This window comes from Pandoraea nosoerga, from assembly GCF_902459585.1.
GTDB classification, from domain to species: domain Bacteria; phylum Pseudomonadota; class Gammaproteobacteria; order Burkholderiales; family Burkholderiaceae; genus Pandoraea; species Pandoraea nosoerga.
The window spans coordinates 94,996-116,510 of record NZ_CABPSC010000013.1 but is presented as its reverse complement, the minus strand read 5'-3'; the positions used below and the strand labels follow the sequence as shown (position 1 = coordinate 116,510).

Below are 21,515 nucleotides of genomic sequence, written 5' to 3'. Positions count from 1 at the left end.
CGTCCTATCGTCTCGTCCGGTGGATGACAGTCGCGCGCCTCAATGCCAGGCGCTGCCGACCTGGATATAGAACGCGTTCTCGCCTTTGCTGTGCGCCACGTCGATGCCAACGGCAAGCCCGAGCTTGGACGCAATCAGATAGCGGAAGCCGGCCCCCACGCTGATCACGTTGTCGGCGTCGGAGAACGTCTTCCACTTGCCCCACGCTCGCCCCGCCCCCGTGAAGCCGAGCACATACCAACGCGGTACGACGTTCCATCGCAGTTCGGCTTCGAGCATGGCCGCGTTGCGGTCCTGATACCGGCCTTGCTGGACGCCGCGCAGTTTCACGTAAGGCTGCGCGTAGAAAGGAGTGTCGCCGGCAGAGAAGCGTCCGTCGACTCGCAGGCCGAGCACCCAGGCGCGACCGAGCGGCAACCACGTGTAGCCGCGTCCGTTATACGTCTCGAACGACTGCGAACTGCCGGCCCATGGACGCGCCGCCTGAATCTCCAGCTCCATATAGCTGCCGCGGTTCGGGAAGAACATGTTGTCGCGCGTGTCGTAATCGATCACGACGCCGACCTTGCCGATGCGCCGTTGGGCATCCGGCACCCCGACTTCCTGGGCCACCTGGCCGGTGAAATGCGTGTTCGAGTCGAAATAGGTGTAGCGCGGCCCCACGAACCAATGCGAGTGCCCCAGCCGGAACAGCACCTGCTGGACCAGCAGCCAGCCATTGAGCTGGTAAGAGCGCGGTGAATTGAGCAGCCCATAGTAGTCGGTCTTCATGTTGACCTTGGCAAGGCCGCCCAGATAGCGAATCGAGTCACCGCCCCAGGTGTGAAAGTGCATGAGGCCTGCGCCCCAAGTGCCGTTTTCCGTGTACATCCCGCCGACGGCGGTAATGTTCGGCGGCGACATCACACCGGTCTCCCTGGCGTTTTGCGCGGCGTCGGCCATCGACTCGGAGAAGAACATCAATGCGACACCGCCCCCGTAGCCAACGGCGGGCTCGGTGATGATCATGGGCACCGGCAGCGCGCCGCGATGGTTCAGCAAAAAGTCGCTCGCGTCGAATTTGCCATCCTCCGGCGAGTGCCAGGACACCTTGCGGGACTTCGATGACGCATCGGCGGCAGCGGCCGGGACAGTCGGAGTCGGCTCCGCCGACGGCGGCGCGACGGTGGCCATCGTCTCGGCATACGCCGCACAGGCGGGCCATAAGCGATCGGCGCGAGCAGTATCAGGCTCCAGCCCACGGCTGCGCGGCGCAGGCAAATCCGCAACAGATTCCGCATGAGTTATTCGCCCTCCGGAAGCGAGTACTTCATGACGATTTAAATAATCACCCTCGAATAAATCAAATCACCTCATCGAAAAACAATAAACACAATCAATTTCGATAAAACAACGATCACCGAATCCTCATCAAGTCGCCTTGCCCTCGAATACCGGCCATCTGTGGCTGGCGCAGACCATTACGTCGCATTGCACGGCGTTGCGCGGCATTACGCATGCACTAGACGGCGCCACATGGCGCATTTCGTCGCTGCCGCACGCCCCTCGCCACGGTGCAAATGCGCGCGCCACGACACGCCCCGCCGTTCACCGCGTGCAGAAGCGGCGCGCCTATTGCCCGACTGCCCGGCTGCCCGGCTGCCCGGCTGCCCGGTTCAGACATGGAAATTCATGCAACAGAAAAAATCATCGTAATTTAAATTACGGTTTAATTACCCACTCACAATCAAAAACAAGAATTCACAACAAAACACTAAATCAGACAGCAAGGTTTCGTCAAAAACAATTTTCCGAATATTGAGTTCCATGCCGCGCTGATGTGGGCGACCGGATGCCGGAGGTCACCCGCACCGGTCGACCGACACCCGCGGACCAACTATTTTTCCTGGCTGGAGGAACGCAAGCGGTGCGGTATGCTTATGCGATTCGTCTACAAGGAGACCCCATGCGCTCAGCTCTTCGCGGCATCCGCCTCTCGGGCGTGGTGCTTGCCATGACCCTCGCCGGCGTGACGACGGCGGCCCGTGCCGACATCACCGTCGGCATCGACCTGTCGTCGACCGGCCCCGCGGCCGCCATCGGCATTGCCAGCAAGAACGCCATGCAGCTCTGGCCGGATCAGATCGGCGGCCAGAAAGCGCATTACGTGTTCCTGGACGACGGCTCCGATCCGGGCACGGCCGTGAAGAACGCGCGCAAGCTCATCAGCGAGAACAAGGTCGACGTGATCGTCGGGCCGAACATCACGCCGAGCGCGCTGGCCATGCTCGATCCAATCTCCGAGGCCGAAACGCCCATGATCACGCTGATCGGCTCGGCCGTCGCCGTGGAGCCGCAGGACGCCAAGCGGCGCTGGGCGTTCAAGATGGCCGCCAACGATTCGGCCATGGCCGACGTGATGACCCGTTACATGGCCAATCACGGCGTCAAGACCGTGGGCTTCATCGGCTTTGCCGACGCCTACGGCGAGAGCTGGTGGAAGGAATTCTCGAAGTTCGCCGAGTTGCGCAAGCTCAAGATCGTGGCGCAGGAGCGTTTCAACCGGACGGACACGAGCGTCACTGGCCAGGTGCTCAAGCTGATGGCGGCCAAGCCCGATGCGATCCTCGTCGCGGGCTCGGGCACTCCTGCCGCGTTGCCGCAGCGCACGCTGCAGGAACGAGGCTACGGCGGCAAGATCTACCAGACGCACGGTATCGCCACGTATGACTTCGTTCGCGTGGGCGGCAAGGACGTCGAGGGCACGCTGTTCCCGACCCAGCCGGGCGTCGTTGCCAAGACGCTGCCGGCGGGCCATCCGGCGCGCACGGCCGCGCTGGCCTTTACCAAAAAGTACGAGGCGAAATATGGCGCGGACACCGTGACCCAGTTCGCGGCGGACGCCTATGGCGTGTGGGACCTGCTCAATGACGCCGTGCCGCGCGCGGCGAAGACGGCCGCCCCCGGCACGCCGGCGTTTCGCTCGGCGCTGCGCGACGCGCTCGAATCGACGCGCAATCTCGCGATTCCCAACGGCATCATGAACCTGAGCCCGCAGGATCACGTAGGGTTGGACCAGCGCGCGGGCGTGATGGGTCAGATCAAGAACGGGAAGTTCGTGTACGTCTCGGATTGATAGCGGCATGACGACATCCACCATTGCATTCGTCGGGCTGGGCGCCATGGGCGGCCAGATGGTTCGTCATCTGATGGCGGCGGGCCATCGGCTGCATCTGTACGCCCGCCGCCCCGAGTCGGCCGCGCCGTTCGTCGAAAAGGGCGCGACGTTTTTCGAGACGCCGGCCCTCGCGGCGGCGCAGGCCGATTTCGTCATTACCAACGTCACCACGACCCAGGACGTCGAGGCGGTGCTCCTCGGCGAGAACGGGGTGGCGCAGGGCGCCCGGCCCGGCGCCATCTGCATGGATCACAGCACGATCTCGGCGGAGGCGACGCGGCGCATAGCAGAGCGCCTGGCGCGCCGGGGCATTCGATTCGTGGACGCGCCGGTGTCTGGCGGCCCCACGCGCGCGGCGCAGGCGTCGCTGTCGATCATGGTCGGCGCCTCGCGCGAGGACTTCGAGACGGTCAAGCCGCTGCTCTCGGTGCTGGGCACGACCATCACGCACGTCGGCGAGGTCGGCGCTGGTCAGGTGGCGAAGGCGTGCAACCAGATCGTGCAGGTAATCAACATCCAGGGCATTGCGGAGGCAATGCTGTTCGCGGCGCGCAGCGGCGTGGACCAGGACAAGGTCATCGAGGCGATCTCGCAGGGACTCGCGGGCAGCCGCATGCTCGACATGATGGGTCCGAAGATGGCGCATCGCGACTTCTCCGCAGGCATCGAAGCGCGGCTGCACGACAAGGACTTCTCGATGATCCTCGACGCGGTCGCCGAGGCCGGCCTGTCGCTGCCGGCGCTGTCGCTGGTGAAGGGACAGTTGACGGCGCTGATGGAGAACGGCTGGGGGCATGACGACACGTCGTCGCTGCTGCGCGTGCTGGAGGGCCAGCAACAGGTCCACTGAAGGCCGTGGGCGGGCTTGTGGCCGCGGCGAATTTCGGTCATAATCTCGCCTTCGTCCGGTAGCCCATGGGGCATCGCACGAACCACGCTGCGACACCGTCCGGTGAACGCACACCCGCCCAGGTGGTGAAATTGGTAGACGCAGGGGACTCAAAATCCCCCGCCGCAAGGCGTGCCGGTTCGATTCCGGCCCTGGGCACCACTAGAATTCTTGGCGTTCCGCCGAAGCACTCACCAACGTAGTTATCCACAGATTGCGGAATATTCCGCAAAATCACCATGGAGCACGCTGCAATGCCCCGATCAGGGATGTGGCTTTTTGCCTCGATCCATTACTCTGTCGGCAAGCGTGAGGAGCAGTGCATCCCAGTAATCGGACTTCTATCGAGATTGACCTGCCCCCGGTTTTAGTCCGGACTGCAGTTAGAGCTCGAGGTTAAAAACTACTGCTTCGCGTCGTGCGCCCGGGCGAACTGCACAGGCGTCAGATAGCCGAGCGAACTATGAGGCCGCTCGGTGTTGTACTCGATACGCCATTCTTCAATCGGTCGCTTGGCGTGGCGCATTGAGACGAACCAGTGCTCGTTCAGGCATTCATCGCGGAACCGCCCGTTGAAGCTCTCGATATAGGCGTTCTCCACCGGCTTGCCAGGCCGAATGAACGACAGCGTGACACCGGCTTCGTAGGCCCATCCCGCTGCAACAGCACGTGAATCCGGCGATAGCCGTAGCGACGCTTCTGCGCGGCGATGGCCATCATCCGGCCAGTCAGCGCTTCGTCGTCAACTCGGCGGCGTGATTCGTAGTGGAACAGCGAGCGCGAAATCCCTATCCGAAGTGCTCCCGCCAGCGCCCGCATTCCGCGCGCCGACGCGATTCTGGACGCCCCGGTTCAGCCCCCCGTACAGATGAGAGATTGCCTGTGCTTCGAAGGCCATTTGGTCCAGGCGTTTCGCAATGCCCGAAGGCTGCGTGCGCAGCAGTTTCCCGACCCCGAAGCGAAGTTCGCCGAGTTGGAGCGCGAGGGCATTCTCGCCGTTCCGAAGACGTTCTATGAGCAGCCCATCTACTACAAGGCCAACCGGTTCGCCGTGATCGGCACCGACCACGATGTTCGCTGGCCCGCTTACAGCAATGTCCTGGACTTCGAGCTGGAGTTCGGCTTCTTCGTCGGCAAGCAAGCCACGGACGTGTCGAAGGAAGCGGCGCGCAGCTACATATACGGCTATACGATCTTCAACGACATGACCGCCCGCGACGCACAGACTGCCGAAATGGGAGGTCAACTGGGTCCGGCAAAAGGCAAGGATTTCGACACGGCAAATCCGATGGGGCCTTGCCTCGTCACTGCCGACGAACTCACCGACCCCTATAACCTGACGATGATTGCCCGCGTCAACGGCGAAGAATGGACACGTGCCCGATCGAACACGATGTATTGGAAGTTCGAAGACCTGATCGCGCATATCTCGCGCAGCGAAACGCTTTACCCGGGCGAATTCATCGGGTCAGGCACCGTCGAAGGCGGTTGCGGACTTGAGCTTATGCGGTTTCTCTCGCCGGGCGATACCGTCGAGCTGGAGGTGGAGGGCATCGGCGTATTGAGGAATCGCGTCGTGCGTTGATGTTTTCCGCATGTGCGAGCGCGAAGCGCGAGACCAGGGACAGGATGTTCTTTGCCACGTTCCTGAGAACCTTTCCTGAGCTCAACGAGCATCGTCCGCATCCGAAGGGGCGCACTTTCGGTGCTCTCCACGCTTGCTGGCCTGGGCATTTTCGGTTTTCGAACCGTTTGATGTGTTCGCGACGGACAAACAACAGGAGCTTCAGGCTCTCGTGGAAACGATCGTTCACGCGTGTTCACCTGGCGCGCCTGAATCTCCCAACGTTGGCCGTCCTTCGAGATGGGCGACGATTTCCTGCGCCGTTGCCCTCGCGCTTCGCATGACACCGATCAACGTCGCCGACGCGTAGCCCGTCCACTCGCCATAGCCCACCAGCCACAACCTCGGCTCGTCGGCGGCGCGCGTTCCCGACACGCGTATTCGCCCCTGCGCGTCGGCAAGTTGCAGCCCATCCAGATGCTGCAGCGCTGGGCGAAAGCCGGTGCACCAGATGACGACGTCGACGTGCGAATGCGTGCCGTCCGGCCACACCACGCCATCATCGACGAAGCGCGAGAACGGTCGCACCGCGTGCAGCACACCGCGCGCGCGTGCCTCGCGCACCGACGGCACCATGACGATATCGCCCAAGCCGCCCTTCGGGTACGGATCGGGCTCGCCGCGTCGCGCCGCCTGCCATCGCGCCGTCGCACGCTCGAACAGAACCCGCCCGTCGACGTCGTCGGGCAAATACGACGGCGGCGCGAGCGTAACCCATGTCGCCTCGCTCCATCGCGACACCTCGGCATGAATCTGCGCCCCGGAATTGCCTCCCCCGACGACCAGCACCTTCAGCCCCTGCAGCGCCTGCGCCCCCCGGTAGTCTGCGGAGTGCATCTGACGCCCCCGAAACGCCTCCTGCCCCGGATATGCCGGCACATACGGCGCGCGCCACGACCCGGTCGCGCTGACGACCGTTTGCGCCAGCCAGTCGCCGTGATCGGTGCGCACATGAAGCCCGTCGTTGCGGGCGACGATCGTCGACACATGGACGGGCCGGCGCACCGGTATGGCGTAGCGCGCTTCGTACTCGCGCAAGTACGCCACGATGTCGTCGCGCGACGGGTAGTGCCGCTCGCCGCCTTGCATTGGCCAGCCGGGCAACGAACTCCACTGCGCGGGGGAAAAAAGCTGCAAGGACGGCCACGCGTTTTGCCACGCCCCGCCCGCCGCGGGCTGATCGTCGAGTACGACGTAGTCCACCGCCCAGCGACGCAGGAAATATGCCGTTGCGAGCGCCGACTGGCCGCCGCCGACCACGAGCGTATCGACGTGCCGCATCGCTGCCGCGTCGCGCCCGGTCATGCCGCGTCCTCCTCATGCGCCTGCACGCGCGGCCCCACCTGCCGGAAATAGCGCCCCGGCGACTCACCGAACGCGCGCCGAAACATCGCAATGAAGTTGCTCGGCGTCGAATAACCCAGCGAGTCTGCGATCGTGCCAACCGGCTCGCCGTTGGCCAGCCGCTCGAGCGCGCTGACCAGACGCGCCTGCTGACGCCACTGCGTGAACGCCATACCGGTCTCGGCAACGAACAGCCGCCTGGCCGTGCGCGAGGACACACCGGCGCGCCGCGCGAGCGCCTCGAGCGGCGTATGCGCGCCCAGATCGCCGAGCACCGTGCGCGCGATCCGCAGCGCCCGCGCGTCACTCGGCATCGGCAGCCCGAGCGGCTCGGCCGGCGAGCGCCCGATCTCGTCGACAAGCACCTGCGACAGACGCATCTCGTCCTCGCTCAACGTCTCGCGCGCCGCCCACGAACACGCCCGATTGACGAGCGCCGCCAGCAACTCCGACACGCCGACCACACGCGGCGCGTCGGGTAGCCCCGCCGCCGCATGCGGGGCCACCAGCACGATCCATCCGCTCACCACGCCGGTGAGCGACACGCGATGCGTCATCCCCGGCGGAATCCACCCCGCCCGATACGGCGGCAGCAGCCACGCGCCCATTGGCGTGTGAACCTGAACGAGCCCTGAATGAATACAGAACAGTTGCCCGCGCACGTGCGAATGCCAGTCCAGCTCGCGGGTGCCCACGCGGAAAAGGCTGCGCTCCTGGTCGCGTCCGCCGAACGCCCATACGGGCGGGCCATCGAGGCGGTCGTTCGGCTTGGCGCGGGCGAGCGGCGTATCGTCCAGCGCGATCCGTGGCGTCAACATCGGCACAGGCGACAGATCGGTCAGCATCGCTTTGTCCGTTTCACATTGTTTTATGACCAAACGATGTTATCAGGTCAACGTCGAGCGCGCAGACAATGGCGGAAGTGCCACTGCCGGCCGCCTCGGGGCGGCCCATTTACACCATGTCAGCCTTGCATGTCACCATCGTCGGCGCGGGTCTTGGCGGCCTGTGCCTTGCCCAGGGGCTACGCCGCGCGGGCATCTCGTTCGACGTCTATGAGCGCGACGAAGCGCCCGCCGCCCGCTTTCAGGGATACCGTCTGCGCATCGACGCCGACGGCTTCGATGCGCTCTCGCAATGCGTGCCCGAAGCGCACGCCGAGCGCCTGCGCGAGCGTGCCGCCGTCGCGCGCATGGGCGGGCGCTTCGTCACGCCGCAACTCGACGCGGCCAACGTCGCGCTGCCGCCGAGCTGGCATGACGCGCACACCGATGCAGGCGTGAGCGGCCATGGCCGCCGCGGGCCGTCAGCCGCGGCACGCCGCGATTCGGCATCCAACGGCATTCCCGGCGACCTCAGCCTGCACCGCCAGACGCTGCGTGAAATCCTGCTCGACGGCATTCTCGATCGCGTCCATTTCGGCAAGACCTTCGTGCGCACGACGACCGACGACTACGGCCGTCGCATCGCTCACTTCGAAGATGGCACGCGCAGCGCGCCGGGCCTCGTGGTCGCCGCCGACGGCACGCACTCGCGCGTGCGCGAGTACGTGCTGCCGGGCATGGCGCCGCGCACCACGGGCGACGTGTGCGTCTATGGCCTCACGCCGCTCACCACCGCACTGCTCGTGCTCATGGACCGGCAAGGTGAAGCCACGGTGATGGAAGGCAGTACGGTCGTCTTCGCCGACGGCTTCGCCGTCGTCATCGACGCCATGCTGTTCCGCCGCCCGGCGCCGTCCGTGCCCGCGCACGCCGGCCCGGAGCACATGCCGCTCTCGCCCGTGGCCGATTACCTCTATTGGGCGTTCGCGGGCCCGTCGGAGACGTTGCTGGGCCCGCCCCCCGTCAGCGCAGAGTTCAGCGGCTGCGCGCCGCTCGCGCGCATCGAATCGTTGACCGAAACGTGGCACCCGCACCTGCGCTCGCTGTTCACGCACGCCGCCCCGGACACCGTCCGCACAATGCCGGTGCGCAGCACGGCGAGCCCGCTGCCGTGGCAGATCGACGGCGTGACGGGCCTCGGCGATGCCGTCCACACCATGAGCCCCGCGGGCGGCCTTGGCGCCAATACCGCGCTGCGCGACGCCCAGCGGCTGGCGGCGCATCTGCAGCATGTCGCGGATGGACACATCACGCTCGCGCAAGCCATCGCGTCGCACGAGCGCGACATGTGCGAGCGTGCGCGCGAAGCCGTGCGCCTGGCCGACGCCGGGGCAGCGCTGCTCAACGCGCGGCGCCAGCCGCCGCAAGCGCGGGTGAGCTCCGCCGCGGACGCCATTCACCTGTGAGCCACCACCGCTCCCGTGTTACTTTTACGGCAACGTTCAAGCGCGCGAGGAGTGGCCATGTACACGGTGATGGGCATCACGGGGCGGGTTGGCGGGGTGATCGGGCATCATCTGCTCACGGCGGGACTGCCGCTGCGGGCCGTCGTTCAGGACGCTGTCCGATCGAGCCGATGGGCGACGCTGGGCGGCGAGATCGCCGTGGCCGAGCACGGCGACGTCGAGGCGCTCACCCATGCGTTTCGCGGCAGCGAGGCCGTATTCGTGATGCTGCCGCCCAACGCCGATCCCGAACCCGACTTCTCGCACGCGCGGCATCTGATCGACGCCGTCCGGCAAGCACTGGCGGCCACGCGTCCGAAGCGCGTCGTGTGCCTGTCGAGCATCGGCGCGGACCGCGACGCGCCGAGCCTGCTCAGTGCGCTGGGCATGTTCGAGACGGCAATGACGTCGCTCGCGCTGCCGGTGACGTTCCTGCGCCCGGCATGGCTGATGGAGAACTTCGCATGGGACATCGCCCCGGCGCGCGAGCGCGGCGTGTTCCCGAGCTATCTGCAGCCGGTCGACCGCGCGATTCCGATGGTGTCGACGAGCGACGTCGGACACTTCGCGGCGCGCGCCATGCAGGACGACTTCCACGACGAGCGCATCTGGGAAATCGAAGGGCCCGAGCGCTACTCCCCCGACGACATCGCCGCCGCCCTCGCCCGTGCGCTCGTTCGCGACGTGCACGCCGAAGCCGTACCGCGCGCCGCCTGGGACCCCCTGTTTCGTGCGCAGGGCATGCGTAATCCGCTGCCGCGCATTCAGATGCTAGACGGCTTCAACGACGGCAGTTTCCGTTTTCGCGACGGCGGGCAGCACGCCCTGCGCGGCGAGGTCACGCTCAACGAAGCCATCGCGGCCCTCGTGCGCGAGAGCTGAGGCGGGATATCGTCAACGCACCTGCTGCGCGCAGGCGGCTCACGGCGCGCCGCACGACGGCGCCTGTGCCAGCAGCGCGCGCCATCGTCGCGCCCAGTCGCCGTCGTGCGCCACACCGGGCACCACGGGCGTTCTCACGCATGTGCCGCCTGCCGCCCGCGCAAATCGGCGTGCGACCTCGGGCGGCACCACGGTGTCCTGCGCACTGCTGAAGTGTGTCTGCGGGATCGTCGCCACCTCGCGGGCGACGTCGATGGGGTTGCGCGAGGCCGGCATCGGCGAGACCCGATGCATTCGGTTGACGTATTCGACGTCGAGATTGCCGGCCACCGTGCGAAGCGATGCCACGTCGCGGCGGCGCGCCGCGACGAGCACGGCAATTGCGCCGCCGCCCGAATAACCGACCAGTTCCACGGGCTGGCCCGGCACGCGCAACGCCATTTGTCCGACGGCCGCATCCATCGACGCGACGACCTCCGGCGCAAACCGCTTGCCCGTCCAGTACGCCGTCTCGCAGTGCGGGTCGTCCTCCATCGGTGTGTACTGGCACGGACGCGCGAGATACACCACGTTCCCGGCCGGGTCGGCGGCAGCGAGCGCGAGCCCTGTCGCCGCGACGGGCGTGGGATCGAGCGACGGCTCCGTGCGCGACACCCACGCCAGTCCATCGCCCTCGATATAGATGCGCACCGGCGCGTCTGCACGCGTGATTCGGGAGAAGGCCGTGAGTTTGAATTCCCCCGCCGTGATCACTTCCCGGCGAAGTCCTGCGGGCCGCGCGAGCGAGTCGGCGTGAGCGTTGCGATCGAAGCTCGCGCAGCCGGAAACGAGCGTCAGCGCGACAAGCGCCGCCACACGACCTGGAATGCGCCACGGCGCACGAGCCGCACGAGCCGCATGAAGCGAATGAAGCGCATGCGGCACGGCCCCGTGCCGGTGCGAGCGCGCCTCAGCCTTGGCCATGACGACAGGCGCTCGCGAAAGCCGCCAGTTCCTTTGCGACACGCTCCACCACGGGCTGCCACTGTGCCAACGCCGGCTGCCGGAACAGGCGCATGCCGGGATACCACGGCGAGTCGTCGCGATCGAGCAGCCAGCGCCAGTCGGGAACGAACGGCAGCAGAACCCATACCGGACGCCCCATCGCCCCCGCCAGATGCACGGGCGACGAGTCCACGGAGATCAGCAGATCGGCGAGATGCAGGATGGCGGCCGTGTCTTCAAAATCGCGAATCTCGTCGCTCAGCGACACCATCGACATGCCTGCCGGCGGCGTAGCGGCCTGCGCGGAGGCCGGGCCTTTCTGAATCGACAGGAACGTGGCGCCGCTCGCACCCAGCGGCGCGAGCTGTCCGAGCGTCATGGAGCGGTTGCGGTCGTTGGGATGCTCGGGCCTGCCGGCCCACACCACGGCGACCCACGGTCTGGGCACGTCGGCCAGGCGATCGCGCCAATGTGCGACCCGGGCGGGATCGGCGCTCAGGTACGCCGTGTCGCCCGGCAGGTCCTCCAGCTTGAGGCCCATGGCCATGGGCAGACTCATCAGTTCACAATGCTGATCGAAGGCGACCGGCAGCGTGCCGCGCGCGACGAGGTCCGCCTCGCCCCACATGCGCTTCGCGATCGACAGCGTTTGCGGATTGACCTCGAAGATCACGCGCGCCTGGCTGCGCTCGCGAGCCCATCGCGCCATGCGCATGAACTGGAACGTGTCGCCATAGCCCTGCTCGTCGTGAATGAGCAACGTCTGCCCCGGAATCGGCTGCCCCTCCCAGCGCGGACGCTGCACCTTGCGCTCGATGGACTGGGTGTGGACGAGACTGTAGCGATAGCGATATTCCCGCCAGCCGCGCTCGAAGTCGCCCAGCAGAAGCAATGTCTCGGCAAGATCGAAGCGATTCGACAGATCGCCCGGCACCTGGCGTGCGAGCATCTCGAGAATGTCCCGACCTTCATGCGCCTTGCCCTGGGCGCGCAAGGCCAGCGCGAAAAGGCGCCACACCGACATCGGTGCCGCTCCCGCGCGAGCCACCTCCCGCAGCAGTGCCTCCGCGCCCTCGAAATCCTGCGATTCGATGCGCTTGGCGGCCGCCTCGTGGATGGCGGCCAGCGTCTGCGTCGTCTGCCCTTGCGACGCGTTGGCAACCGGTGCAACGAGCGCTGTCGCGGTGTCCGAAGCGCTTCGCGCCGCACGCCCTCCCGCCGCCGCTTGCGCCGCCGCTTCTGCCGCCGCTTCTGCCGCCGCTTCTGCCGCCGCTTCTGCCGCCGCTTCCGCCGCCGCTTCTGCCGCCGCCAGCGCCGCCCGCGCGCCGGCGCTTTCCGGCACGAGCTCGACAGCGGCGCGTGCGCTCGCCAGAGCCTCGTCCAGACGGCCCACGAGTCGCAGAACCGTGGCGCGCGCCACAAGCGTCGACGGGTGCTGCGCCGCGAACGCCGACATCGCCTCCACGATCTGCAATGCCGCCGCCACGTTGCCTCGCGACAGCTCGATATCGGCCAGGTTCCGGTAAGCGTCGACAAAGTCCGGCGCGAGGTCGATGGCGCGCCGCGCCAGCGACTCGGCCTCGTCGAAACGCCGCAGCGCACTGAGCAGCGAGGCGAGATTGCTCAGCGTATCGGCGCGCTGCGGGTCAAGCGCTAGCGCCTGGCGGTAATGCATTTCGGCCGAATCGAAACGGCGCAGCAAGCGCGCCGTGTTGCCGAGATTGTTGTACGCATCGGCCGAGCCGGGTTGCAGCTCGCTCACACGCGTGAGGCAGGACAGGCTTTGCTCGAGCTGTCCGGTTTCCTGCAGGGCAATGCCGAGGTTGTTCCAGCCGGCGGCGAAGGCCGGATCGATTTCGACGGCGCGCCGCCCGGCGCGCACCGCGTCCTCGAGCCGCCCCGCCTGACGATACATCTCCACGAGATCGGACCAGCATGCGGCGTGGGCATGCGGCGCCCGGCACGTGGTCTCCAGATGCCCGATCGCCATGTCGCGCTTGCCGTAAGCGTGCGCCATGAGCCCCAGCAGATAGTGGGCGTCAGGATGCTCGGGAGCGACTGCCAGCACCCGCCGGCACAAGGCTTCGGCCTGCGCCGCCTGTCCGGCCTGCCAATGGGAATTCGCCAGCGTCATCGCCTGCGCGAACGTCAGCGTACCGGGGGAAGAGGAAGACATTGAAAAGGGATCGGGGAGCGCCGGACAATGCGCGATACTTCCATGCCGGTCGCGGCCATGTCAATCCGGCGCGCCGAGTCCCTCCAGCGAACTCCCGCCACCTCGACTAAACTCGGCGAACGACTCAACACAGGGAATCTCATGAGCACGAACATCGAAACCATCGCCGTCAAGCGCAACGACGGCAGCGACGCGTCACTGGCCGATTACGCCGGCAAGGTGCGCCTGGTCGTCAACGTCGCCTCGAAGTGCGGTCTCACGCCGCAATACGAAGGGCTGCAGCGCCTGTACGAAGAGAAACGCGCGGCGGGTCTGGAAGTGCTGGCATTCCCGGCGAACAACTTCAAGGGCCAGGAACCGGGCACCGATGCGCAGATCCGCGACTTCTGCACCACGCAGTACCACGTCACGTTCCCCCTGTTCGCCAAGATTTCCGCGCTCGGCGACGATCGTCACCCGCTGTATACGGCGCTCGTCCAGGCAAAGCCGGAAGCCATCGGCGAAGGCCCGTTCCGGGAGCGTCTGAAGGGCTTCGGCATCGAGCGCGAGAACCCCGCCGACATCCTGTGGAACTTCGAGAAGTTCCTGATCGGCCGCAATGGTCAGGTGGTCGCGCGCTTTTCACCCGACGTGAAGGCCGACGACCCGCGCCTGCTCGCCGCCATCGACGCCGAACTCGCGAAGTCAGGACGCTGCCAACAATAATCGCGTCGTCGCTGGCTACGACCGCGACAGCGACATCTTCCTCGCGGCTGTGGGTGACCGGTTCTGAGCCGCAGCGACGTCACCGCCGCCACCTGCGACAGTTCGTCGCGTCGCGGGGAGTTGACGTCTTCATTAGAGTCGCGGCTCGATTGCCTCCGTAATGCGCGATCAGCACGATGAGCGCGATGAGCGCGATGAGCGCGATGAGCCCGAAGCCCTTGCATGGCAAGGGCTTCGCGGCGATGCGTTATCCGCAATTCACTGTTGCGTCGCGTGCGGTTTCTCCCGCGGCGTGGTCGTCCTACCGTAGAAGCGTAGGCGGTGCCGGGCACTCGAGTGCGCCGGCCGACCACCCGGAAAGCAATGACAGGAGAAAAATCATGAGCCGCACACTTACCCGTCTGATGTTGGCCGCGACCCTTGCCGTGGCCGCTGCTCCGGCCGCGTTCGCCGGCACCGGTGGCAATGGCTATCCAAACGAGAATCTCTTCTGGCAGTCGAGCGTGTACAGCGAAAAACTTGCCGTGCCGCGCGCGCAGGTGCGCGAGGCGCTGATCGACGCGCAAGGCGCGCTCACGCAAACCGACAGCCAGTATCCGGTCCTGAAACCCTACGGCACGCCGCTCGCCGCGCGTGTGCAGGGCTCGACCGTGCTGATGAACTCGACCTATCGAGGCAACTGATCGGCCGATAGCTCGCCGGCAGTGAATGACACCCCGCATCTGGGCGGGGTGTTTTTTTGATGGCGGGAATCGTGCGGATGATGCGTCGTGCAATCGGATCACACGGCAAGGGCGGCAAGCTCGCGCTGCCCGAGTGGCGTGACGCGCAAGGCGCGCGGCTCGCTCGCCGGCTCCAGCCACTTCGCTTCGAGACAGGCGCTGAGCAGCGCCGCCCCCAAGGCGCCGCCGAGATGCGGCTTGCGCTCGCTCCAGTCGGGACAGGTGCAGGCGAAACGACGGCGGCGGGCGCGGGCGGTGTCGAGATCGACGCCCAACGCGGCGAAGCCGCTCGTGCCCGCGTCGGTCAGCACAACGTCGCTGCCGTCGACGCGAATCCACCGGTGCGCACGCATGCGCGCGAACAACTCGACGGCAATCTCGCCCGCCATGTGGTCGTAGCAGGTGCGCGCGTGGCGCAGCGGCGCCGGGGTGGCGCGGCTCACCGGCGCCGGACGTGGGCGCACCTGTTGCGTGGCCAGCACCGCGCTCGCCAGCGCTTCGATTGCCGCGGCCGTTTCCGGCGTGGCAATGCGAAAGTACCGATGACGCCCGCGCGCCTCCTGCGCCAGCACGCCGCCGTCGACCAGTCTCGCCAGGTGAGCGCTCGCGCTTGACGGCGACAGGCCGGCCGCCAGCGCCAACTCTCCGGCCGGGCGCGCCGAACCGTCCATCAATGCCCAGAGCATCGTCATGCGCCCCGCGTCGGCGAGCAGCGCCGCCAGCGAACTGACGCTCGGGGCATGGTCTCGTGCAATGTCCATCGCACCGCTCCTTTGCCGTACATGCCCGCAGTATAGGCCGGCCTGCGCGTTCGATACTTCAGCGCGTGGTGAAACGTGCCGCGCATCGACTGTCGCAACATGATTTCACCGCGATCTTCGACTACCCCACACCGGAGGTGCCTTCATGTCCGACGTTCACACGAGTTCCGATGCGATGCCGGTGTCGGCAAACGCGCCAACGAACGCACCCACAGGCGCACTGACAGGCGCACTGACAGACGCACTCACCGACACACTAAGAAGCGCACCGGCAAACGCGCTGGCCGCCGTAGCGCATCCCGACCCCTATCCCTACTACGAGGCACTGGCCGCGTGCCGCTCGTTCGACTTCGACGCATCGCTCGGCATGTGGATCGCGGCCGGACAGCAGGCAGTGAGCGCCGTGCTCCGGCATCCGGCGTGCGGCGTTCGCCCTGCGGGGGCCGTCGTTCCTGCGGCGCTGGCGGGAGGCGCCGCGGGCGAGTGGTTCGGCGCCCTCGTTCGCATGAACGACGGCCCGGGGCATGCGGCGCTCAAGTCCTGGCTGCAGGCGCGGCTCGCAACGCTGCAGCCCGACGCCAATGCGCTGGCGCGGCTTCGGCATGCGAGCCGGTGTGCCTGGAGCCACGCCGCCGAATCCCTGGCGGCCGACGCCAGCGCCCTGCCCGCACGGCTCGACGATTTCGTCTTCCGCCAGCCCGTCTATTCGCTCGCCGCGTGGATCGGCGTGCCGCACGATCAGTGGCGCGCCATACATGACGACGTCCGGCGCCTCGTGGCCGCCGTGGCGCGGGCGGCGCGCCCGACGCTCGATGACGACACGATCGCGCGCGGACACTACGCCGCATCGGCAATGCAGGCTCGCGCGACTCGCTGGCTCGACGGCGACGCCGCGTCCGGCAGTTGGCTGCACGCCACGGCACGCGGCGCGCAGCGCGCCGAGGCCATCGACTTCGGCGGGCTCACGGCGAACATCGTCGGTCTCTTCACGCAAGCGCACGACGCCACCGCAGGGCTCGTGGCGAACGGACTGCGTTGGCTCGCGCGCCGCGAAACGCGTGCTCGCGGGCCGCTGACATCCGACCACGCTCCGCCGCCGGACAGCTTCAGGCACGCCCAGTGCGCCATCGCGGACGTCACGCGCTTCGACCCTCCCGTCCAGAACACGCGCCGCTTCCTGCATGCGCCGGCCGTCATCGGCGAGCGCACGATCGCGCGAGGTGAATCGGTGCTCGTGGTGCTGGCGTCGGCGGCGCCCAGCGCCGCGGCGGACGACAGCGCCTGGACCTTCGGTCGCGGCGCACATGCCTGCCCGGGCCGCGCGCCCGCCGGCACGATCGCGGCCGTGGGCGTCCAGACGGTACTCGATTCCGGCATCGATCTGCCCGCCGTGGCCGCCGGCATCACCTACCATCCGCTGAGCAATATCCGCATCGCGCGCTTCATGCCGCCGGCGGATTGATACATTCGTCGCTTCACGTCGGAGCATTTGTTTTACTGGACGAAACTTAAATTTCATCAGACAAAACACGCAGTCAAAATCGGAAAGCCTTTAACGACAAGGCGTTGCGGGCCGTCGCCGCCGCATTGGCGAAATTGAGGCAGGATGCAAGTCTGCGCGCGCCCGGGCCGTTCTTTGCGGGCACGCGATCCGTTTTGTCCAGCATCGCACTCATGTCCAACACACAAACCGACGGCATGCCCATGCCCGCCCGAGTCTGGGCGGTCGCCACCGTCATGCTTGCCATCTCGCTCTCGGTGCTCGACGGCGCGATCGCCAACGTGGCATTGCCCACCATCGCGCGCGATCTGAACGCGAGCCCCGCCACATCCATCTGGATCGTCAACGCCTATCAGCTCGCCATCACCATCTCGCTGCTGCCGCTCGCCGCGCTCGGTGAAATCGTCAGTTATCGGAAGGTCTACACCGTCGGGCTGGCGCTCTTCACGCTGGCATCGCTCGCCTGCGCACTCTCGGACTCGCTCGTCACCCTGACCGTCGCCCGCGTGGCGCAAGGCTTCGGCGCGGCCGGCATCATGAGCGTCAACACCGCGCTCGTGAAGGCGATCTACCCGTCGCGCTGGCTCGGGCGCGGGGTCGCGCTCAACTCGCTGATCGTCGCCTTCTCGTCGGCAGCCGGTCCGACCATCGCGGCGGGCGTGCTCTCGGTCGCGCACTGGCCATGGCTTTTCGCGATCAACGTGCCGCTGGGCGTGGTCGCCTTCGCGATCGCCGTGCGCTCGCTGCCCGACAGCAAGCGCGCCTCGCATGCGTTCGACTGGACTGGCGCCGTGCTCAGCGCGCTGACCTTCGGTTTGCTGATTTCCGGCATCGACGCTTTCGGGCACGGTCAGGACCGCTGGCTCGTAGGGCTCGAACTGGCCGCGGCGGTCGTCATCGGCACGGTGTTCGTGCGCCGTCAACGCACACAGCCGGTGCCTCTGCTGCCGGTCGACTTGCTGCGCATCCCGATCTTCGGCCTGTCGATCTGCACGTCGATGGCGTCGTTCTGCGCGCAGATGCTCGCGTTCGTGTCGCTGCCCTTCTTCCTGCAGGACACGCTCGGCTTCGACCACGTGCAGACCGGCCTGCTGATGACCGCTTGGCCGCTCACCATCATGGTCGTGGCGCCGATGGCCGGACGTTTGCTCGAACACTACAAGCCGGGCCTGCTCGGCGCAGTGGGACTTGCGGCCTTCGCGCTCGGCCTGCTCGCGCTCGGCTTGCTGCCACAGCATGCGACGACCGGCGACATCGTATGGCGCATGGCGCTGTGCGGCTTCGGTTTCGGCCTGTTCCAGTCACCCAACAACTACGCGATGCTCATGTCCGCGCCGGCCCACCGCAGCGGCGGCGCGAGCGGCATGCTGGGCACCGCGCGCCTGACCGAACAGACGACCGGCGCGGCACTCGTCGCCCTTGTCTTCAGCGTGGCGCCACAGGGCGCCGGCACGCGCGCATCGCTCTACGTGGCCGCGGCGTTCGCCGCGGTTGCGGCCGTCGTCAGCAGCCTGCGCACGCTGCCGTCCGCGCAGCCGGGCGCACGCTCCGCACGCGGATGACGCCCGCGCCCGCACGCGTGCCGGGCCGACATCTGGCCAGCCGCCTAGCCGTGCTACACTGCCGACCTTTTACGGCTCGCGCGCGCGGGCCGCAAATGCCATGAGTTTCTGCGCCATCGATTTCGGCACTTCGAATTCCGCCGTCGCCGTGCAAGACGGCGCGGCCATGCGTCTCGTCGAGCTCGAAGCCGGCTACGGCACGCTGCCGACCGCCGTCTTCTTCAACGCCGACGAAGGCGGTCGCGCGTCGTTCGGCCGTCAGGCCATCTCCGAATATATCGACGGATACGACGGGCGCCTGATGCGCTCGCTCAAGAGCCTGCTCGGCTCGTCCCTGATCGAGAGCACCACCGATCTCGGCAACGGCTGCGCGATGCGCTACATCGACATCATCGCCACGTTCCTGCGCCACCTGCGCTCGCACGCGCTCAGGGCGAGCGGCGGCGATCTCGAGCAAGTGGTGCTCGGGCGGCCGGTATTCTTCGTCGATGACGATCCGCGCGCCGACGCCGCCGCGCAGCGCTCGCTCGAACAGAGCGCTCTCGACGTCGGCTTCAAGGACGTGCAGTTCCAGTTCGAGCCGATCGCCGCGGCCTTCGACTACGAGTCGCGCCTCACGCAGGAGCAGCAGGTGCTCGTCGTGGACATCGGCGGCGGCACGTCCGACTTCTCGCTCGTTCGCGTGGGTCCGGAACGTGCGCGCCATCTGAACCGCAAGGACGACGTGCTGGCGCATCACGGCGTGCACATCGCCGGGACGGACTTCGATCGCCGCATCGAGCTCGCCACGATCCTGCGCGAGCTCGGCTACAAGTCGCTCGGCCCCGACGGCAAGGAGGTGCCCAGCCGGATCTATTTCGATCTGGCCACCTGGCACCTGATCAACACCGTGTACACGCCCAAGCGCGTGGGTGAACTCGCGCTCACCGCGCATCTGTACGCCGATCCGGCGCATCATCGTCGCCTCATGCGCACCGTCGAGCAGCGCCTCGGCCATGCGCTGGTGGGGCATGCGGAAGCTGCGAAGATCGACGTCGCCTCGGGCGGCGAGACGCGCATCGACCTCGGCGTCATCGAGCGCGACCTCGGCGTGGCATTTTCGGAAGCCTCGTTGGTGGAAGCGGTGAGCGAGGAGATCGCGCGCATTACGGCGGGCGCCGTGCATACCGCGTCGCTGGCCGGTTTGCGGGCCGAGGACGTCGACGCGCTCTACTTCACCGGCGGCTCGACCGGTCTTCGCTGTCTGTCCGGCGCCATGTGCGCCGCATTCCCCAACGCGGCGCCGGTCTTCGGCGATCGTCTGGCCAGCGTGGCGCTGGGCCTCGGCATTCACGCCAAGCGCGTGTTCGCCTGAGCGAACACGCCGTTCGGCAGACGTTACTGAAACGCGACTTCGTTGAAACTGCGCAGTTTCCGGCTGTGCAGCCGGTCCAGGCCGTTGTCGCGCAGCAGTTCCATTGCCTTCACGCCGATCTTCAGATGCTGGTCGACGCGTTCGCGGTAGAAGCGGTCTGCCATGCCGGGCAGCTTCAGCTCGCCGTGCAACGGCTTGTCGCTCACGCACAGTAGCGTGCCGTATGGCACGCGAAAGCGGAAACCGTTCGCCGCGATGGTCGCGCTTTCCATGTCCAGCGCAATCGCGCGGCTCTGACTCATGCGCTGTACCGGCTCGCGGTGATCGCGCAACTCCCAGTTGCGGTTGTCGACCGTAACGACCGTTCCCGTGCGCATCACGCGCTTGAGCTCGAAATCGTCCAGTTGCGTGACGTCGGCGACGGCCCGCTCGAGCGCGACCTGCACCTCGGCCAGCGGCGGCACCGGCACCCACAGCGGCAGATCGTCGTCGAGCACGTGGTCCTCGCGCACATAACCGTGCGCCAAGCAATAGTCGCCCAGACGCTGCGAGTTGCGCAGCCCGGCGCAGTGGCCGAGCATGATCCACGCATGCGGGCGCAGCACGGCGATGTGGTCGGTGATCGTCTTGGCGTTCGACGGACCGACGCCGATGTTCACCATCGTGATGCCCGTGTTGTCGGGGCGCACGAGATGGTACGCCGGCATCTGCGGCAGGCGCCCGGGCGCCGTGCCTTCCGACGCCCGCGCGGCGATGTTCTGATTCCAGTGCGTGACATTGCCCGGCTCGACGAATGCCGTGTACTGGCTGCGGTATTCACGCACGGCAGGATCGTCGCTCGCACTCATCAACTCCCGCCCCAACTCCACGAACTCGTCGATGTAGAACTGGTAGTTCGTGAAAAGCACGTAGTTCTGGAAATTCTCGGGCGAGGTCGCCGTGTAGTGACGCAGGCGGTGCAGCGAATAATCCACGCGCGGCGCCGTGAAGAGCGCCAGCGGCAGGATCTCGTCGGGCAGCGGGTCGCGCGTGCCGTTCACGATACTGTCGTCCATCGTCGCAAGATCAGGCACGTCGAACACGGTGCGCATGGCACGCAGGTGCGTCTGGTCGAGGTCGCCTTCCAGATACACGCCGTCCTGGTAAGCGAAGTGCACGGGGATCGGCTCGTCGGAGACGCCCACTTCGAACGCCACACCGTGGTTGTGCGCCAGCCGGCGAAGCTGCTCGACGTAGTAGTTCTCGAACAGGTCGGGACGCGTGACGGTCGTCTGGTAGCTGCCCGGCCCGGACACGAACCCATACGACAGACGCTTGTCGAGCTGGGTGATCTCTTCGGTGGTGATGCGGATGAACGGGTAATGCGCGCTCACGCGGCGCGCGAGATCCTTGTCGGTCGAGAATCGTTCGAAAGCGGCGCGCAGATAGGCCGTGTTGGCGTCGTAGATCGTCTTCAGGTAGGCGACGGCTTCCACCGGATCGGTGATCGATCGGGTGGCATGGACCGGTTCTTGTTCTGACATGC

Annotated in this window: 18 protein-coding genes, 1 tRNA gene and 2 pseudogenes; 12 read left to right on the top strand and 9 right to left on the bottom strand. The window is 66.8% G+C overall.

Features of this window, described 5'->3' with window-relative positions; translation table 11 throughout:
* Positions 1 to 39 precede the first annotated feature (39 nt).
* A complete protein-coding gene (locus PNO31109_RS16655) occupies positions 40 to 1,089 on the bottom strand; it encodes a BamA/TamA family outer membrane protein (protein WP_306440561.1) in 1,050 nt (349 codons plus the stop codon).
* Between the two features lie 331 nt (positions 1,090 to 1,420).
* Here PNO31109_RS16655 and PNO31109_RS16650 point away from each other — a divergent pair, with 331 nt between their 5' ends.
* The 4 genes from PNO31109_RS16650 (at position 1,421) to PNO31109_RS16635 (ending at position 4,208) form a co-directional block, all read left to right on the top strand.
* Positions 1,421 to 1,801 (top strand): hypothetical protein, encoded by a 381-nt coding sequence (locus tag PNO31109_RS16650; RefSeq protein ID WP_150556566.1) that lies wholly within the window; start codon positions 1,421 to 1,423, stop codon positions 1,799 to 1,801.
* A gap of 192 nt (positions 1,802 to 1,993) precedes the next feature.
* A complete protein-coding gene (locus PNO31109_RS16645; RefSeq protein ID WP_370750440.1) occupies positions 1,994 to 3,115 on the top strand; it encodes an ABC transporter substrate-binding protein in 1,122 nt (373 codons plus the stop codon).
* 7 nt (positions 3,116 to 3,122) lie between these two features.
* Positions 3,123 to 4,007: an NAD(P)-dependent oxidoreductase gene (locus PNO31109_RS16640; RefSeq protein WP_150556564.1), complete on the top strand. Its 885-nt coding sequence runs from the start codon at positions 3,123 to 3,125 to the stop codon at positions 4,005 to 4,007.
* A gap of 116 nt (positions 4,008 to 4,123) precedes the next feature.
* A tRNA-Leu gene (locus PNO31109_RS16635) sits at positions 4,124 to 4,208 on the top strand.
* A gap of 241 nt (positions 4,209 to 4,449) precedes the next feature.
* Here the strand turns inward: PNO31109_RS16635 and PNO31109_RS16630 are convergent.
* Positions 4,450 to 4,698 (bottom strand): annotated as a pseudogene (locus PNO31109_RS16630) (integrase core domain-containing protein); the annotation flags it as partial.
* 246 nt (positions 4,699 to 4,944) lie between these two features.
* Between PNO31109_RS16630 and PNO31109_RS16620 the strand changes: the two are divergent.
* Positions 4,945 to 5,631, top strand: coding sequence for a fumarylacetoacetate hydrolase family protein (locus PNO31109_RS16620; protein ID WP_241014016.1), 687 nt, complete (start codon positions 4,945 to 4,947; stop codon positions 5,629 to 5,631).
* Between the two features lie 225 nt (positions 5,632 to 5,856).
* Here the strand turns inward: PNO31109_RS16620 and PNO31109_RS16615 are convergent, their stop codons facing one another.
* Together PNO31109_RS16615 and PNO31109_RS16610 are read right to left on the bottom strand one after the other, a co-directional pair.
* A complete protein-coding gene (locus tag PNO31109_RS16615; RefSeq protein WP_370750418.1) occupies positions 5,857 to 6,975 on the bottom strand; it encodes an ArsO family NAD(P)H-dependent flavin-containing monooxygenase in 1,119 nt (372 codons plus the stop codon).
* Positions 6,972 to 7,859 (bottom strand): AraC family transcriptional regulator, encoded by an 888-nt coding sequence (locus PNO31109_RS16610; protein WP_306345253.1) that lies wholly within the window; start codon positions 7,857 to 7,859, stop codon positions 6,972 to 6,974. The genes PNO31109_RS16615 and PNO31109_RS16610 overlap by 4 nt, the downstream gene beginning before the upstream one ends.
* 116 nt (positions 7,860 to 7,975) lie before the next feature.
* On the opposite strand from PNO31109_RS16610, the gene PNO31109_RS16605 reads away from it, so the two are divergent.
* Together PNO31109_RS16605 and PNO31109_RS16600 are read left to right on the top strand one after the other, a co-directional pair.
* On the top strand, positions 7,976 to 9,304 hold the full coding sequence (locus tag PNO31109_RS16605) for an FAD-dependent oxidoreductase (RefSeq protein WP_206111404.1): 1,329 nt from the start codon (positions 7,976 to 7,978) through the stop codon (positions 9,302 to 9,304).
* A gap of 57 nt (positions 9,305 to 9,361) precedes the next feature.
* A complete protein-coding gene (locus PNO31109_RS16600; RefSeq protein WP_150556561.1) occupies positions 9,362 to 10,225 on the top strand; it encodes an NmrA family NAD(P)-binding protein in 864 nt (287 codons plus the stop codon).
* A gap of 39 nt (positions 10,226 to 10,264) precedes the next feature.
* On the opposite strand, the gene PNO31109_RS16595 is transcribed toward PNO31109_RS16600, so the two are convergent.
* The 3 genes and pseudogenes from PNO31109_RS16595 to PNO31109_RS22365 form a co-directional block, all read right to left on the bottom strand.
* Positions 10,265 to 11,080 carry an alpha/beta fold hydrolase gene (locus tag PNO31109_RS16595; protein WP_150556560.1) on the bottom strand — a complete coding sequence of 272 codons (816 nt, stop codon included), beginning with the start codon at positions 11,078 to 11,080 and terminating at the stop codon, positions 10,265 to 10,267.
* Positions 11,081 to 11,174: 94 nt separating this feature from the next.
* On the bottom strand, positions 11,175 to 12,335 hold the full coding sequence (locus PNO31109_RS22370) for a glycosyltransferase family 9 protein (RefSeq protein WP_306345256.1): 1,161 nt from the start codon (positions 12,333 to 12,335) through the stop codon (positions 11,175 to 11,177).
* A gap of 315 nt (positions 12,336 to 12,650) precedes the next feature.
* Positions 12,651 to 13,343, bottom strand: a pseudogene (locus PNO31109_RS22365) (tetratricopeptide repeat protein); the annotation flags it as partial.
* A gap of 183 nt (positions 13,344 to 13,526) precedes the next feature.
* Here PNO31109_RS22365 and PNO31109_RS16585 point away from each other — a divergent pair.
* Together PNO31109_RS16585 and PNO31109_RS16580 are read left to right on the top strand one after the other, a co-directional pair.
* A complete protein-coding gene (locus PNO31109_RS16585; protein ID WP_150556559.1) occupies positions 13,527 to 14,090 on the top strand; it encodes a glutathione peroxidase in 564 nt (187 codons plus the stop codon).
* A 380-nt stretch (positions 14,091 to 14,470) separates the two neighbouring features.
* Positions 14,471 to 14,773, top strand: coding sequence for a hypothetical protein (locus PNO31109_RS16580; RefSeq protein WP_150556558.1), 303 nt, complete (start codon positions 14,471 to 14,473; stop codon positions 14,771 to 14,773).
* 98 nt (positions 14,774 to 14,871) lie between these two features.
* On the opposite strand, the gene PNO31109_RS16575 is transcribed toward PNO31109_RS16580, so the two are convergent.
* Positions 14,872 to 15,573 (bottom strand): ArsR/SmtB family transcription factor, encoded by a 702-nt coding sequence (locus tag PNO31109_RS16575; RefSeq protein ID WP_150556557.1) that lies wholly within the window; start codon positions 15,571 to 15,573, stop codon positions 14,872 to 14,874.
* Positions 15,574 to 15,718: 145 nt separating this feature from the next.
* Here PNO31109_RS16575 and PNO31109_RS16570 point away from each other — a divergent pair, with 145 nt between their 5' ends.
* The 3 genes from PNO31109_RS16570 to PNO31109_RS16560 all read left to right on the top strand — a co-directional run bounded on the left by PNO31109_RS16570 (position 15,719) and on the right by PNO31109_RS16560 (position 19,990).
* Complete coding sequence (locus tag PNO31109_RS16570; protein WP_150556556.1) at positions 15,719 to 17,035, top strand: cytochrome P450 family protein; 1,317 nt, start codon at positions 15,719 to 15,721, stop codon at positions 17,033 to 17,035.
* 212 nt (positions 17,036 to 17,247) lie between these two features.
* Positions 17,248 to 18,636, top strand: a complete 1,389-nt coding sequence (locus PNO31109_RS16565; protein ID WP_150556555.1) for an MFS transporter — start codon at positions 17,248 to 17,250, stop codon at positions 18,634 to 18,636.
* Positions 18,637 to 18,736: 100 nt separating this feature from the next.
* The gene (locus PNO31109_RS16560; protein WP_150556554.1) at positions 18,737 to 19,990 is read left to right on the top strand and encodes an Hsp70 family protein; all 1,254 of its coding nucleotides are present in this window, start codon (positions 18,737 to 18,739) and stop codon (positions 19,988 to 19,990) included.
* A 23-nt stretch (positions 19,991 to 20,013) separates the two neighbouring features.
* Here the strand turns inward: PNO31109_RS16560 and PNO31109_RS16555 are convergent, their stop codons facing one another.
* Positions 20,014 to 21,513 carry an AMP nucleosidase gene (locus tag PNO31109_RS16555; RefSeq protein WP_150556553.1) on the bottom strand — a complete coding sequence of 500 codons (1,500 nt, stop codon included), beginning with the start codon at positions 21,511 to 21,513 and terminating at the stop codon, positions 20,014 to 20,016.
* Positions 21,514 to 21,515: the final 2 nt, after the last annotated feature.

Coding starts and splice junctions, on each gene's coding strand:
- PNO31109_RS16580 (WP_150556558.1), top strand. CDS start 14,471: ATGAGCCGCACACTTACCCGTCTGATGTTGGCCGCGACCCTTGCCGTG.
- PNO31109_RS16555 (WP_150556553.1), bottom strand. CDS start 21,513: ATGTCAGAACAAGAACCGGTCCATGCCACCCGATCGATCACCGATCCG.
- PNO31109_RS16575 (WP_150556557.1), bottom strand. CDS start 15,573: ATGGACATTGCACGAGACCATGCCCCGAGCGTCAGTTCGCTGGCGGCG.
- PNO31109_RS16640 (WP_150556564.1), top strand. CDS start 3,123: ATGACGACATCCACCATTGCATTCGTCGGGCTGGGCGCCATGGGCGGC.
- PNO31109_RS16565 (WP_150556555.1), top strand. CDS start 17,248: ATGTCCAACACACAAACCGACGGCATGCCCATGCCCGCCCGAGTCTGG.
- PNO31109_RS16570 (WP_150556556.1), top strand. CDS start 15,719: ATGTCCGACGTTCACACGAGTTCCGATGCGATGCCGGTGTCGGCAAAC.
- PNO31109_RS16560 (WP_150556554.1), top strand. CDS start 18,737: ATGAGTTTCTGCGCCATCGATTTCGGCACTTCGAATTCCGCCGTCGCC.
- PNO31109_RS16600 (WP_150556561.1), top strand. CDS start 9,362: ATGTACACGGTGATGGGCATCACGGGGCGGGTTGGCGGGGTGATCGGG.
- PNO31109_RS16605 (WP_206111404.1), top strand. CDS start 7,976: ATGTCAGCCTTGCATGTCACCATCGTCGGCGCGGGTCTTGGCGGCCTG.
- PNO31109_RS16610 (WP_306345253.1), bottom strand. CDS start 7,859: ATGCTGACCGATCTGTCGCCTGTGCCGATGTTGACGCCACGGATCGCG.
- PNO31109_RS16615 (WP_370750418.1), bottom strand. CDS start 6,975: ATGACCGGGCGCGACGCGGCAGCGATGCGGCACGTCGATACGCTCGTG.
- PNO31109_RS16585 (WP_150556559.1), top strand. CDS start 13,527: ATGAGCACGAACATCGAAACCATCGCCGTCAAGCGCAACGACGGCAGC.
- PNO31109_RS16645 (WP_370750440.1), top strand. CDS start 1,994: ATGACCCTCGCCGGCGTGACGACGGCGGCCCGTGCCGACATCACCGTC.